Source organism: Micromonospora sp. NPDC092111, assembly GCF_044755745.1.
In the GTDB taxonomy this organism is placed as follows: domain Bacteria; phylum Actinomycetota; class Actinomycetes; order Mycobacteriales; family Micromonosporaceae; genus Micromonospora.
The window spans coordinates 1-13,495 of record NZ_JBIVRQ010000024.1; the positions used below are offsets into that span (position 1 = coordinate 1).

Genomic DNA, 13,495 nt, shown 5'->3' on the forward strand with positions numbered 1-13,495 from the left:
ACGTTGCATGTGGATGCGCCGAGTCCGTTTGTGGACTGGTCGGCGGGTGATGTGCGGTTGGTGACGGAGTCGGTGGAGTGGCCGGTCGATGGTCGTCCCCGGCGGGCGGCGGTGTCGTCGTTCGGCATCAGCGGCACCAACGCCCACGTCATCGTCGAGGAGTACCCGCAGCCCGCCGCCGCGCCCGAGTCGACGCCCGAACCGGCCGTCGTGCTCTGGCCGGTCTCCGGCCGTTCCACCGCCGGACTCACCGCCCAGGCGACCCGGCTGCGGGACTTCCTCACCGACGAACGTCCGGTCGACGTCGGACACTCTCTCGCCGCGGGCCGGGCCGACCTGGACCACCGGGCCGTCGTCGTCGGCGGTCCCGCCCCCGACCTCGCCGCCGGCCTGGCGGCCCTGGTCGCCGGCACCGGCCTGTCGGGTCGGGTCACCACCGGTCGGACGGCGGTGCTGTTCACCGGCCAGGGTGCGCAGCGGGTCGGCATGGGTCGTGAGCTTGCCGATGCCTTCCCCGTCTTCGCCGCCGCCCTGGACGAGGTGTGCGCGGCGTTCGGGCCGCTGCTGGATGGTGATCTGCGGCAGGTGATGTACGCCGACCCGGACGGTGTGTTGGACCAGACGGGGTGGACGCAGCCGGCGTTGTTCGCGGTCGAGGTGGCGTTGTTCCGGCTGGCCGAGTCGTGGGGTCTGAGGCCGGACTTCGTGGCCGGCCACTCGATCGGTGAGCTGGCCGCCGCGTACGTGGCCGGGGTGTGGTCCCTGGAGGACGCCTGCCGGGTGGTCGCGGCGCGTGGCGGTCTGATGCAGGCGCTGCCCGCCGGTGGGGCGATGCTCGCCATCGCCGCGCCGCTGAGTGAGTTGGACCTCGGTGACATCGACGTGGCGGCGGTCAACGGCCCCCGGGCGGTGGTGGTCTCCGGCACCGAGGAGCAGATCGCCGCCCTGGAAGCCTCGCTGGAGGTGAAGACCCGCCGGCTGCGGGTGTCGCACGCGTTCCACTCGCACCTGATGGACCCGATGCTCGCCGACTACGGTCAGGTACTGGACGGGGTGACCGCTCACCCGGCGGGTGTCCCGTTGGTCTCCACCGCGACCGGTGACCTCGCCACCGACGACGAACTGGGCTCGGTCGGGTACTGGCAGGGGCAGGTGCGGGGGACGGTGCGGTTCGCCGACGCGGTGGCCGCGCTGGCCGCTCGGGGCGTCACCCGGTTCATCGAGATCGGGCCGGACAGTGTGCTCACCGCGATGGTCGCCGACTGCGTCGACGAGGCCGTCGCCGTCGCCCTGCAACGGCGCGACAAGAGCCAGGCACAGGCGTACGCGGCCGGGATGGCGCAGGCGTGGATCAGCGGCGTCGACCTGGACTGGGCGGCGGTCCATCCGGGCGGCCGGCAGGTCGACCTGCCCACCTACGCCTTCCAGCACCAGCACTACTGGATGCAGGACACCGGCGGCGGGCAGGACGTCACCGCCGCCGGGCTGCTCGCCGCCGAACACCCGCTGCTGTCGGCCGTCACCACCCTCCCCGACACCGACGGGCTGATCGCCACCGGGCTGCTGTCCCGGCGTACCCACCCGTGGCTGGCCGACCACGCGCTCGGCGACACCATCGTGCTGCCCGGCACCGGGCTGGTCGAACTCGCCGTCCACGCCGGTGACCACGTCGGCTGCGGCCGGCTGGCCGAACTCACCCTCCAGGCCCCGCTGGTCGTCCCCGACGACGGCGGCGTCCAGGTGCAGGTGGCCGTCGGCGCACCCGGCGACGACGGCGGTCGGCCGGTCACCGTCTACTCCCGACACCAGGACGCGCCCTGGACGCGGCACGCCACCGGTCTGCTCACCCCGGCCCCGACCAGCCCGCCGGCCGGCGGGTCGGCGGTCTGGCCGCCGGCCGCCGCCACCCCCGTCGACCTCGACGGACTCTACGAGCAGATGGCCGAGGCCGGCCTCGGGTACGGCCCGGTCTTCCAGGGCCTACGGGCCGCCTGGCGACACGGCGACGAGGTGTACGCCGAGATCGCGCTCCCCGCCGAGGTGACCGACGCCGACCGCTTCCACCTGCACCCGGGCCTGTTCGACGCGGCCCTGCACGCCATCGGCCTCAGCCGGGGCGAGGGAGCGCCCGCCGTACCGTTCTCCTGGACCGGGGTGACCATCCACGCCACCGGCGCGGCCACCTTGCGGGTCACCGTCACCCCCACCGGCGCCGACGAGGCCGCCCTCACCCTCACCGACGAGGCCGGCGTACCCGTCGCCCGGGTCGACTCGCTGGTGCTGAGGGAGATCGACCCCGGCCAGCTCACCGCCGCCCGTGCCGGCCGGCAGGAGCACCTCTACCGGGTCGACTGGCCGGCCGTGCCGCTGCCCACCACCCCGGCCACCGGCCGCTGGGCGCTGGTCGGCGCCGACGAGTACAAGGTGGCCGCCGCGCTCGACGCGGTCGGTGTCGCCGCCGAGACCCACCCCGGCTTCGACGCCCTCACCGCCGCCCTCGACGCGGGCGCGACCGCACCGGACGTGGTGCTGGTCGCCAGCGTGCAACCCGACCCCCGGGACCTGGCGGCGGGGGCCCGGCACACCACCGGGCAGCTCCTCGCGCTGCTCCAGAGCTGGCTCGCCGACGACCGGCTGGCAGCGTCCCGGCTGCTGGTCCTCACCCGGGGCGCGCAGGGCGCCACCGTCACCGAGCCGGCCGCCGCGGCGGTCTGGGGCCTCGGCCGCTCCGCGCAGGCGGAGAACCCGGGCCGGATCGTCCTGGTCGACCTCGACGACCACGACGAGTCGGCGCAGGCCCTGCCGGCCGTGCTGGCCGGCGGCGAACCGCAACTCGTGATCCGGGAGGGCGTCGCGCACGCCGCCCGGCTGGTACCCGCCGGGGCGCCCGACGGCACCCCGGGCAGCACCTTCACCGCCGACGGCACCGTGCTGGTCACCGGGGCCGGCGGCACCCTCGGCCAACTCGTCGCCCGGCACTTGGTCGACGCGTACGGGGTGCGGCACCTGCTGCTCACCAGCCGGCGCGGCCCCGACGCGGACGGCATGGCCGCGCTGCGCGCCGACCTCACCGCACGCGGCGCCGAGGTCACCGTCGCGGCCTGCGACATGGCCGACCGGGACGCGGTCGCCGCGCTGCTCGCCGGGGTGCCCGCCGAGCATCCGCTGACCGGGGTGCTGCACGCCGCCGGGGTGCTCGACGACGGGACCATCCCGGCGCTGACCCGGCAACGCCTCGACGCGGTGCTCCGCCCCAAGGTCGACGCCGCCAGCCACCTGCACGAACTCACCCGCGACGCGGACCTCACCGCGTTCGTGCTCTTCTCCTCGGCGGCCGGCGTGCTCGGCGGACCGGGGCAGGGCAACTACGCGGCGGCGAACGCGTTCCTCGACGCGCTGGCGAGCGCCCGGCACGCCGCCGGGCTGCCCGCCCAGTCCCTCGCCTGGGGGCCGTGGGCCGGCGGCGGGATGGCCGACGACCTCGGCGGCACCGACCGGGCCCGGATGTCCCGGGGCGGGGTGCTGCCGATGTCCGGCCAGGAGGGGTTGGCCCTGCTCGACGCGGCGCTGGCCCGTACCGACGCGGTGCTCGTCCCGGTCAAGGCCGACCTGCGTGCCCCGGCGGGGGAGGTGCCGCCGATCCTCGGCGCGCTCGTCACCCCGGTACGGCGGTCCGCGTCCGGCACCGCCCGGCCCGACCCGGCGGCGCTGCGGCGTACCCTCGCCGGGCTCGACCCCGACGCGCAGGAGGCGCGGCTGCGCGACCTGGTCCGGGCGCGGGCCGCGACGGTGCTCGGCCACGCCGGACCCGACGGCGTCGACCCGGCGCTGCGCTTCGTCGAACTCGGCTTCGACTCGCTCACCGCGATGGAGCTGCGCAACGCCCTCAACGAGGCCACCGGGCTGCGGCTCGCCACCGGCGTGGTCTTCGACCACGGCAGCGTCGCCGAGCTCGCCGCGCTGCTGCGCACCGAGCTGGCCGCCCCGCCGGCCGAGGACCACGCCGGTACGCCCGAGGCCGCCGCCGACACGATGAGCGCGTTGTTCCGTACCGCCGTCCAGGGCGGCCGGGTACAGCAGGGCCTGTCGCTGCTGCACGCGGTGGCCGACATCCGGCCCAGCTTCGACGGCCCGGTCGACCTGCCGGCGATCCCCGCCCCGCGCCGGCTCGCCCGGGGCGACCAGGGGCCGGCGATCGTCTGCTTCCCCTCGCCGATGGCGCTCGGCGGCGACCAGCAGTACGCCCGGTTCACCGCCGAGTTCGGCGGCACCCGGGACGTGTGGACCCTGCCGGTGCCCGGCTTCGGCCGTGACGAGAGCCTGCCCGCCTCGTCCGACGCGGCGGTACGGGTCTTCGCCGAGATGGTCCGCCCGATCGCCGAACAGGGGCCGTACGTCATCGTCGGCTACTCCTCCGGTGGGCTGTTCGCCCACGCCACCGCCGGTGAGCTGGAGCGGCAGGGCCTCGGCCCGGCCGGGGTGGTGCTGCTCGACACCTACCTGACCACCGGCAGCACCACGGCGACGTTCTTCACCCACATGCTCGAATCGCTGCTGGCCAAGGAGGCCACCTTCGGCGAGTTCAGCAGCGCCCGGCTCTCGGCGATGGGCCGCTACATCCGGCTGCTGGAGAGCTGCCCGATCGAGGCGATCGACACGCCGGTGCTCTTCGTCCGGCCGCAGGAGTCCATCGTGGCCGGTGGCGACGACGACGGGTGGCGGGCCACCTGGGAAACTCCGCACACGCTCCGGGAGGTGCCCGGCGACCACTTCACCATGATGGAGGGGCAGGCCGGCACGACCGCCGGCGTGGTCCGGGACTGGATCTCGCAGTGACGAAGGCTGGAGTGGACGACATGACACTGGCACCGACCGCCAAGGGCACCGTCGGGTTCGGCGAGCACCGGACCTGGTACCGGGTGACGGGGGAGCTGAACGGTGGCCGGCCGCCGCTGGTCGTGCTGCACGGCGGCCCCGGCAGCACCCACGACTACCTGCTCAACCTGGCCGAGCTGAGCCGGTCCGGCTGGCCGGTGGTGCACTACGACCAGCTCGGCAACGGCGGCTCCACCCACCTGCGCGACCGGGGCGCCGACTTCTGGACGGTGGAGCTGTTCCTGGCCGAGCTGGACAACCTCCTGCGCCAGCTCGGCATCGCCGACGGGTACGTGCTGCTCGGGCAGTCCTGGGGTGGTGTGCTGGCGGCGGCGCACGCGGTGGAGCGGCCCGCCGGGCTGCGCGGCCTGGTGATCGCGAACTCGCCCGCGTCGTACCCGCTGTGGCTGCCGGAGCTGGACGTGCTGCGGGCCGCGCTGCCGCCCGGGGTGGACGCGACGCTGCGCCGGCACGAGGCCGCCGGCACCACCGGCAGTCCCGCCTACACGGCCGCGATGATGGTCTTCTACCAGCGGCACGTGTGCCGGCGTAAGCCGCTGCCGCCGGAGCTGATGGCCTCCTTCATGGAGATCAACGGCGATCCGACCGTCTACCACTCGATGAACGGGCCGAGCGAGTTCCACATCATCGGCACGCTGCGCGACTATTCGCTGGTCGACCGGCTACCGCAGATCGACGCGCCCACCCTGGTCATCAGCGGCGAGCACGACGAGGTGACCCCGGCGGCGGTACGCCCCTTCCACGACCTCGTCCCCGGTGCCCGCTGGGAGATCGTCGAGGGGGCCAGCCACCTGCCCCACCTGGAGACCCCGGAACGGTTCACCGAGATTCTCACCGAATTCCTGGAGAAACTCTGAACGGATACCGGAAGTGCCCGTGACCGAATGGTCACGGGCACTTTGTCGTGCGGGTATCACTCACACGGCCGCGCCGAGCAGCCCGGTCATCGTGCGCCACAGCGTCTCCGCGGTGGCGAACGTCTCCATTGACATCGCCTCGTCGACGAAACGTACGTTGTACTCGCTCTCCAGCGTCGCCAGCAGCTCGACCATGGCGAGGGAGTCCAGGCCCGAGTCGCGCAGGCTGGTGCCGCCCAGCAGCGGCTCGTCCGGGCCGAGGAAGGGCAGGTGCTGGCGCAGGATGGTCTCGAACCGTTGATCCCACATGTCGGTGATTTCCTTCCGGTGCAGGGTGAGAAAACGCTAGCAACGGCCGGCGGGAGCTGACGACCCGACAATTCCGTCGGCCGCGTCACAGTGCGGATTAGGGGTCGTTAGGGGTGTCGATGCGGGTGGGACGCACTTAAGGTCGCCGATACGATCCGGCCATGAGTCGAGAGATGTTCGCGCGCACGCACGCCTCCGTGGAGACGCTGCACGAATTCCTGTTGGCGGGCGCGCGGTTGACGCCCGACAAGCCGGCGGTGATCCAGGCCGTCGGCGGCGAGATCGGCTCCATCTCGTACCGGCAGCTCGCCCAGCGGGTCGACGGCTACGCCGCCGCCCTCGACGAACTGGGCCTGGACATCGGCGACCGGGTGATCCTGGAGTCGGACACCTCCCCGGCCGCCATCGCCGCCTTCCTGGCCTGCTCCACGCTGGGCCTGACGTTCATCCCGGTCAGCCCCGAGACGCCGGCCCAGCGGCTCGCCCTGATCGCCGAGAGCACCCAGGCGGCGCTGCACCTGCAACCCGTCGACGGACGCCGGGAGGGGGTGCCCGCGCCGCTGGGCACCGCCCGGTTCGGCCCGGACGGCATCCAGGTGGAGCGGGCCGTCGCCCCGCGTACCCGGCACCGCCGGGAACTGGTCCCCACCGACCCGGCGTACATGATCTTCACGTCCGGCACCACCGGACGGCCCAAGGGCGTGGTGATGAGCCACCGGGGGGTGCTCGCCTTCTACCGGGGCATGCTCCGGCACGGCATCGTCGCCGCCGAGGACCGGGTCGCCACCACCTCGCCCCTGCAGTTCGACTTCTCGCTGCTCGACATCGGCCTGGCGCTGGGCAGCGGGGCGGCCGTGGTGCCGGTGCCCCGGTCGCTGCTGCGCTGGCCGCGCCGCTTCGTGCAGTTCCTCGCCGACACCGGGGCCACCCAGGTCAACGGCGTGCCGTCGATCTGGCGGGGCGTGCTGCGGCACGAGTTCGCCGGCCTGGCCGCGCTCGGCGAGCAGATCCGCGGCGTGCTCTACTCCGGCGAGAACTTCCCGCTGCCGGAGCTGCGCGAACTCCAGCGGGCCCTGCCGTACGTCCGGGTGGTCAACTGCTTCGGCAGCAGCGAGTCCATCGCCGCCTCCTTCACCGACGTACCCCACCCGCTCCCCGCCGACCTGGACCGGATCTCCATCGGCCACGCCCACCCCGGCGCGGAGATGCTGCTGATCGACGAGGACGGCCGGCCGGTGGACGCCCCGGGCGTGGTGGGCCAGATCCACCTGCGCAGCGCCGCCCTGTTCAACGGCTACTGGAACGACCCCGAGGCCACCGCCGCGGCGCTGGTGCCCGACCCGCTCAACCCGGCCGCCGGGCAGCTCGTCTTCCGTACCGGCGACCTGGCGTACCGGGGGGAGGGTGGCGAGCTGTACTTCACCGGCCGGGCCGACTCGCTGGTGAAGGTACGCGGCAACCGGGTCGAGCTGGGCGAGGTGGAGCGCCGGGTCCGGGAGTTCCCGGGCATCGCCGGGGCCGCCGCGCTGATGCTGCCGCAGCAGGGCAAGGACCCGGTGCTGGCCGCCTTCGTGGTGCTCGACGAGGGAGTCACCGGCGTCGAGGAGATGGAGCTGGGCGCGTTCTGCCTGGAGGCGCTGCCCGACTACATGGTGCCGCAGCAGGTGCGGGTCCTCGACGAGTTGCCGGTCAACGCCAACGGCAAGGTCGACCGGCGGGCCTTGGCCGCCCGTGCCGGGGAGCCCGCGCAGGGCTGACCCCCAGGGTGCGCCGCCCGCCGGTGACCCGGCCGAGCGCCCCGCCCGCCGGTGACCCGGCCGCGCGCCCCGCCCGCCGGTGACCCGGCCGCGCGCGCCGCCACCCGACGGCCCCTGGCCGGTCCCGTCAGGCGGGGGACCGGCCAGGGGCTCCCTGCCCCCCGGCCGCGCCCTGGCCTCGGACTGCGGTGCGGTGCGGTGCGCGATATCGCCGATACGGCGGTATCGGAGCGGGCGGATACCGCCGTATCGGCGACACGGAGTCGATCAAGGCGGCGTGCCGCCTACTGGAAGCCCCACCCCGGCAGCGGGGGATGATCTTGGTGGCGGATGGCCCCTCCAGGGCCGAGATCCTAACGATCTACCCGACGGCGGGCGGGGCGGGTGGCGGTCAGTTCTCGGCGGCCTCGCGGGTCAGCCGGGCCCGGTCGACCTTGCGGTTGGAGTTCAGCGGGAACTCCGGCACGTGCCGGTAGGAACGCGGCAGCATTCCCTTCGGCAGGAGCTGCCGGAGCTGCCGGGACAGCTCCGCCGGGGCAGTCGGTTCCCCGGTGTAGAAGACCACCAGCTCGGTGCCGCCGGCCCCGGACCGGGCCACGGTCACCGCGTCCTCGACGCCGGGGCAGCCGCGCAGCGCGTGCTCGACCTCGGCCAGCTCCACCCGCCAGCCGTGCACCTGCACCTGCGCGTCGAGCCGGCCCAGGTAGATCAGCTCCTTGTTCTCCAGCCGCCGCACCCGGTCCCCGGTGCGATACCAGCGCCGGCCGTCGCGGACCAGGAAGCGGCCCTCGTCGTCGGCCGGGTCGAGGTAGCCGGGGGTGAGCTGCGGCCCGGTGATGCACAGCTCACCCTCCACCTCGGAGGCCGCGCCGTCGGCGTCGAGCAGGACCCCGTCGTGCCCGTCGTGCAGGTGCCCGATCGGCACCAGGCCGTTGACGCAGAGCCCCGGCGAGGTCGCCGGCGACCAGCGGTGGCCGGTGATGGTGACGGTCAGCTCGGTCGGGCCGTAGATGTTCTCCACCGTCGACCCGGGGGCGGCGGCCTGCCAGTCCACCGCGTCCGCGGCGTGCAGCGCCTCGCCGGCGAAGAAGCTCCAGCGCAGCGCCGGCATCGCCGCCGGCGCCAGCCGGCCGGTCCGCCGGACCAGGGTGATCGCGCTGGGCGTGGAGAACCACACCGTCAGGCCCCGCTCGGCGACGAACCCCGGCACGTCCCGGTACGCCGCCGGCGGCACCGGGTGCACACTGGCCCCCGCCCCCCAGGCGCAGAACAGGTCGAACATCGCGCAGTCGAAGTTCAGGTCGAACGACTGCGAGAAGCGGTCCTGCGGCCCGAAGTCGTAGCGGTCGTCCAGCACCGAGAAGTAGTGCCGCAGGTTCCCGTGGGTGATCGGCACCCCCTTCGGGCGTCCGGTCGAACCCGAGGTGAACAGCACGTACGCCACGTCGTCCGCGCCGGCCGGCCGGGGCGCGTCCAGCGGGGTCGCACCGGTCAGGGCGATCCGCCGGCCGTCCCCGGTGCCGCCCGGGTCCACCACCGGGGCCAGTACCGGCACCCCGGCGACCGCCTCGCCCAGTTCGGCCCGGACCGCCAGCCCGGCGGAGTCGAGCAGCAGGGTGGAGACCCCGCACGCGGTGAGCATCCGCTCGGTGCGGGCCGCCGGGAACTCCGGGTGCAGCGGCACGGCGGTCGCGCCGACGTACAGGGTGGCCAGCAGGCCCGCGTACGACTCCAGGGTCTTGCCGGCCAGGATGCCGACCACCCGGGGTGGCCCGTCCGGCCCGGCGGCGAGCGCGCCGGCCCAGCGCAGCGCCGTCGCGTGCAGCTCGGCGTAGCTCACCGGGCCGTCCGGCAGGTGCAGGGCGGTGCCCGTGGGCGTGGCGGCCAGCCCCTGGCGGAACCGGCCGTGCAGCGCGTAGTCCGTGTCCTGGGTCATCTCGTCCCTCCGAGGTCGCCGGGCGCGCTCAGGCGGGCACGGTGCGGCGCACCGGCCGCATCGCCCGGCGCGGGTCCACGATGGTGGTGGCGAAGTTGCGGGTGGTGGCGCCCACCCGTCCCCACAGCCGGTCCGGCCCGCAGACGTGCACCGTCTCCACCCCGAACCGCTGGAACGTGCCGACCACCTCCGGCCAGCGCACCGGACGGACGATGCCGTCCAGCAGCATGGCCCGGACTCCGGCGGCGGTGTCCCGTACCGTGCCGTCCTGGTCGGCGACCACCGGGATCTCCGGGTCGGCGAAGTCGAGCGAGGCGAACAGCTCCTCCTCCACCCGGTCCCGCAGCGGCTGGAACGCGGCGGCGTGCAGCGGCGGGTCCATCACGTACAGCCGCAGGCCGCCGATCGCCCGCAGCCGTTGGGCCAGCCAGTCGGTGCGCCCCTCGTGCAGGGTGAGCATCCAGAAGTCGGTGTCCACGTAGCAGGAGATCTCGTACCACTCGCCGGCCTCGTCGAGTTCGGCCAGGATCTCCCGCAGCCGCTCCGCCGGGGTACGGACGAACGACATCGTCACCACCCCCCGCTGCTCGGCCGCGAAGTACTCGGTCTCGATCCGGGACAACCGGGCGGTCATCCGGACCGCCGCGGCGAAGTCCAGCGCGCCGCTGTACACGGCGGCGGCCTTCCCGCCGAAGCTGGGCCCGGCGACCAGGTCCGGCCGCAGGTCCAGGGCCCGCTCCGCCCAGCGGGCCAGCGCCACGCAGTTGACCAGGAAGGCCACCTGGGCGTACTCGGAGTAGTCGCTGGTGCTGTCCCGGTACCGGGCGAACAGGTCGTAGTCCAGGGCGTCGCTCGCGGCGGCGAGCAGCTCGCGGGCGTCCCGGTCGACGAGCATGAACTTCGCGACGTCGGCGAAGTCGCACGGGCCCATCCCGGGAAAGACGATGGCGCTGGTCATCTCGGCGTCCTTGTCATCGGGGAAGCTTGGCGAGGGCCTGCTCGACCCGGGTCAGCGCGTCGGCGACGTGCGGCACGGCGAGCGGGTCGGCGGCGGCCTGGGTCTGCCGCTGCTGCTCCGGGGTGGTGCCGTAGAGCATGCTGGTCGCCGCGCGGAACCGCAGCGCCTCGGGCCGGTCGCCGAAGTGGTGCCCGGAGAGCACCGCGACGCCCAACTCCTCCAGCAGGCAGCGCTGCAACGACGCGCCGTCGGTGACGCCGTACTCGGCCAGCGGGCCGCGCAGCGGACCGAAGTCCGGGTAGACGTAGAACCCCCCGGTCGGTGGCCGGCAGGTGGCCCCCGCCGCCACCATGATCCGGTGCACCGCGCCGGCGACCGCGCCGTGCAGCGCGGCGTCCGCCGCGAGCCGCTCCCGGATCTCCGGCGGCTCCGCGAAGGCGTACCGGGCCACCGACTGCATCGGACCGGCCAGGGTGGACCAGATCTCGCTGGCCACCGAGGCGACGTCGGCGCGGATCCGCTCGCCCCACCCGCCGGCCGGGAAGCGGGCCGCCCCGATCCGCCAGCCGCCGAGCGCCAGGTTCTTGCTCAGCCCGGTGATCACCACCGTCCGGCGGGGCGCGACCTCGGCCGGCGAGAGCAGGTCGGCCCCCGGTGCGTGCAGGATGTCCCGGTAGATCTCGTCCGAGACGATCAGCAGGTCCTCCTCCTCGGCGATCGCGCACAACTCGCGGACCAGCCCGTCCGGGGCGTGCGTGCCCGTCGGGTTGTCCGGCGAGGTGAGGACGAGGATGCGCGGGTCCTGGCCGAGCACCCGCGCGGCGCGGATCGTCTCGCGCAGCGCCGCCGGGTCCGGCACCCCACCGCAGGACTCGGGGATCGGCACGCCCAGTACGGTCTTGCCGGCCAGCCGGGCCTGCGGGGCGTAGGTGACCCAGCTCGGCAGGGCGACCAGGGTGTCGCCGCCGACGACCAGTTGCAGGGCCATCAGCAGCGGCTTGCTGCCCGGGGCGACGATCACCTGGTCCGCCTCGGTGGGCAGCCGGCGGCGGGAGAAGTAGCCGGCGACGGCGTCCCGGGTGGCCGGGTCACCGACCACCGGCCCGTACGCGTTGCGGTCGGCGCCCTCGGTGAGCTGCCGGGCCAGCGGCGGGAAGACCGGCAGGCGGGACTCGCCGAAGCCCAGGTGCACGATGGACTCGCCGGCGGCGATCCGTTGCGCGACCTGCTGGTCCAGCGCGAGGTTGGGCGATATCTTCCGGCCGGCCATCGCCAGCTCCCTTCGGGTGGGTTCGGGTCAGGCGGGGACGGCCGTGTGCCGGGCCGCGCTGGGGCCGACCGCGGCCAGGATGTCCGCGGGCGCGGCCGGGTCGAGTTCCAGGTCGCTGAGCCACGCCGCGTCCGCCGACCAGCGGGCCCGGAACGGCCGGCCGACCAGCCGCCGGTCGCGGGCCTGGATCAGCCGGAGCTGGAAGAAGTCACCCTGCGGGGTCCGCTCGACGCCGTCGACGAGGACCTTGCCGGGGGTGGCCGACATGACCGGCCCGCGCACCGTCCGGGCCAGGCCGGGCAGGTCCTGGTACGCGGCCCGGAAGATGTCGGCCGCCCGGGTCAGCGGCACCTGGAAGTAGTCCCGGGGCCCGGTGTCCCGCTCGACGAACATGTAGTACGGCACCGCGCCGACGGCCAGCTCGGCCCGCCACATGTCGCTCCAGGCGCGGGCGTCGTCGTTGACGTACCGGATCAGCGGAGCCTGGCAGTAGACCACCGCCCCGGTGGACCGGATCCGGGCGATGGCCCGGGTGGCGACCTCGGTGGCCAGCTCACGCGGGTGGCTGAAGTGCGCCATCACCGCGACGTTGCGACCGGAGGCGACCACCTGCGCGAAGAGCCGCAGCAGGTCGTCGGCGTCGCTGTCGGAGACGAACCGGTACGGCCAGTAGGCGACCGCCTTGGTGCCGAACCGGATGGTGCGTACGGTGTCCACCCGCAGCAGCGGCTCCACGTGGCCGCGCAGCCGCTCCGTCGACATGATCATCGGGTCGCCGCCGGTGACCAGCACGTCGGTCACCGCCGGGTGCCGGTGCAGGTACGTCACCAACTGGTCCGGGCCGGGCGCGGCGAACCGCAGGTCGGCGTCGCCGACGAACTGTGCCCAGCGGAAGCAGTAGGTGCAGTAGGCGTGGCAGGTCTGCCCCTGCTGCGGGAAGTACAGCACCGTCTCCCGGTACTTGTGCTGCATGCCCGGCAGCTCCTGGCCGTCCAGGTGCGGCACGTTGTGCTGCTGCTGCCCGGACGGGTGCGGGTTGAGCCCGGCCCGGATCCGGGCCACCTCCGCGCGCAGCCGCTTGCGGTCGCCGGCGCGCAGCAGGTCGCCGAGGAGCCGTTCGTCGGCCGCGGCGAGCATGCCGCGCTGCGGGAACACCAGCCGGAAGATCGGGTCGTCGGGGATCCGGTCCCAGTCGATCAGGTGCGACAGGACGTACTCGTTCACCCGGAACGGCAGCACCTGGGAAATGGTGCGGACCGCGTGCAGATTGTCGGCCGACAATCCGTACCGGGCCCCCAGTTCGTCGATGTGGTGCGGACCGAAGGAGTGGAACCGCCCCGGTTCGGCGGTCGTGGAAACGAGCAGGGACATCAACCATCCTCCATGGGGGGTTGCGCCCACCGACGTGGCGTGACTCAATCACCGGTGCGCGCCCGCGAGAATCGCTCGACGGTCAACAGCGCGTTGCCTCGACACGAGGCTAGTGGCGGGCCGTCCGCCCGGACCCCTAGC

At 74.1% G+C, this 13,495-nt stretch carries 8 protein-coding genes; 3 read left to right on the plus strand and 5 right to left on the minus strand.

The window, feature by feature from the left end:
• Positions 1-30: 30 nt before the first annotated feature.
• Together ACIQG9_RS27970 and ACIQG9_RS27975 are read left to right on the plus strand one after the other, a co-directional pair.
• Positions 31-4,836 carry an SDR family NAD(P)-dependent oxidoreductase gene (locus ACIQG9_RS27970; protein WP_400408032.1) on the plus strand — a complete coding sequence of 1,602 codons (4,806 nt, stop codon included), beginning with the start codon at positions 31-33 and terminating at the stop codon, positions 4,834-4,836.
• 11 nt (positions 4,837-4,847) lie between these two features.
• Positions 4,848-5,753 (plus strand): proline iminopeptidase-family hydrolase, encoded by a 906-nt coding sequence (locus ACIQG9_RS27975; RefSeq protein ID WP_400408033.1) that lies wholly within the window; start codon positions 4,848-4,850, stop codon positions 5,751-5,753.
• 60 nt (positions 5,754-5,813) lie between these two features.
• Here the strand turns inward: ACIQG9_RS27975 and ACIQG9_RS27980 are convergent, their stop codons facing one another.
• Complete coding sequence (locus tag ACIQG9_RS27980) at positions 5,814-6,062, minus strand: phosphopantetheine-binding protein (RefSeq protein ID WP_400408034.1); 249 nt, start codon at positions 6,060-6,062, stop codon at positions 5,814-5,816.
• Between the two features lie 161 nt (positions 6,063-6,223).
• Between ACIQG9_RS27980 and ACIQG9_RS27985 the strand changes: the two genes are divergently transcribed.
• The gene (locus ACIQG9_RS27985; protein ID WP_400408035.1) at positions 6,224-7,819 is read left to right on the plus strand and encodes an AMP-binding protein; all 1,596 of its coding nucleotides are present in this window, start codon (positions 6,224-6,226) and stop codon (positions 7,817-7,819) included.
• 391 nt (positions 7,820-8,210) lie between these two features.
• Here the strand turns inward: ACIQG9_RS27985 and ACIQG9_RS27990 are convergent, their stop codons facing one another.
• The 4 genes from ACIQG9_RS27990 to ACIQG9_RS28005 are packed head-to-tail and all read right to left on the minus strand — an operon-like array spanning position 8,211 to position 13,354.
• Positions 8,211-9,755 (minus strand): AMP-binding protein, encoded by a 1,545-nt coding sequence (locus ACIQG9_RS27990; RefSeq protein ID WP_400408037.1) that lies wholly within the window; start codon positions 9,753-9,755, stop codon positions 8,211-8,213.
• 28 nt (positions 9,756-9,783) lie between these two features.
• The gene (locus tag ACIQG9_RS27995) at positions 9,784-10,713 is read right to left on the minus strand and encodes an ACP S-malonyltransferase (protein ID WP_400408039.1); all 930 of its coding nucleotides are present in this window, start codon (positions 10,711-10,713) and stop codon (positions 9,784-9,786) included.
• A 13-nt stretch (positions 10,714-10,726) separates the two neighbouring features.
• Positions 10,727-11,983 carry a pyridoxal phosphate-dependent aminotransferase gene (locus tag ACIQG9_RS28000; protein ID WP_400408041.1) on the minus strand — a complete coding sequence of 419 codons (1,257 nt, stop codon included), beginning with the start codon at positions 11,981-11,983 and terminating at the stop codon, positions 10,727-10,729.
• 27 nt (positions 11,984-12,010) lie between these two features.
• Positions 12,011-13,354: a KamA family radical SAM protein gene (locus ACIQG9_RS28005; RefSeq protein WP_400408042.1), complete on the minus strand. Its 1,344-nt coding sequence runs from the start codon at positions 13,352-13,354 to the stop codon at positions 12,011-12,013.
• Positions 13,355-13,495 lie beyond the last annotated feature (141 nt).

What these genes read in the sequence shown, in the direction of transcription:
- ACIQG9_RS27990 (WP_400408037.1), bottom strand. Translation starts at nt 9,755, where the DNA reads ATGACCCAGGACACGGACTACGCGCTGCACGGCCGGTTCCGCCAGGGG.
- ACIQG9_RS27980 (WP_400408034.1), bottom strand. Translation starts at nt 6,062, where the DNA reads ATGTGGGATCAACGGTTCGAGACCATCCTGCGCCAGCACCTGCCCTTC.
- ACIQG9_RS28005 (WP_400408042.1), bottom strand. Translation starts at nt 13,354, where the DNA reads ATGTCCCTGCTCGTTTCCACGACCGCCGAACCGGGGCGGTTCCACTCC.
- ACIQG9_RS28000 (WP_400408041.1), bottom strand. Translation starts at nt 11,983, where the DNA reads ATGGCCGGCCGGAAGATATCGCCCAACCTCGCGCTGGACCAGCAGGTC.
- ACIQG9_RS27995 (WP_400408039.1), bottom strand. Translation starts at nt 10,713, where the DNA reads ATGACCAGCGCCATCGTCTTTCCCGGGATGGGCCCGTGCGACTTCGCC.
- ACIQG9_RS27985 (WP_400408035.1), top strand. Translation starts at nt 6,224, where the DNA reads ATGAGTCGAGAGATGTTCGCGCGCACGCACGCCTCCGTGGAGACGCTG.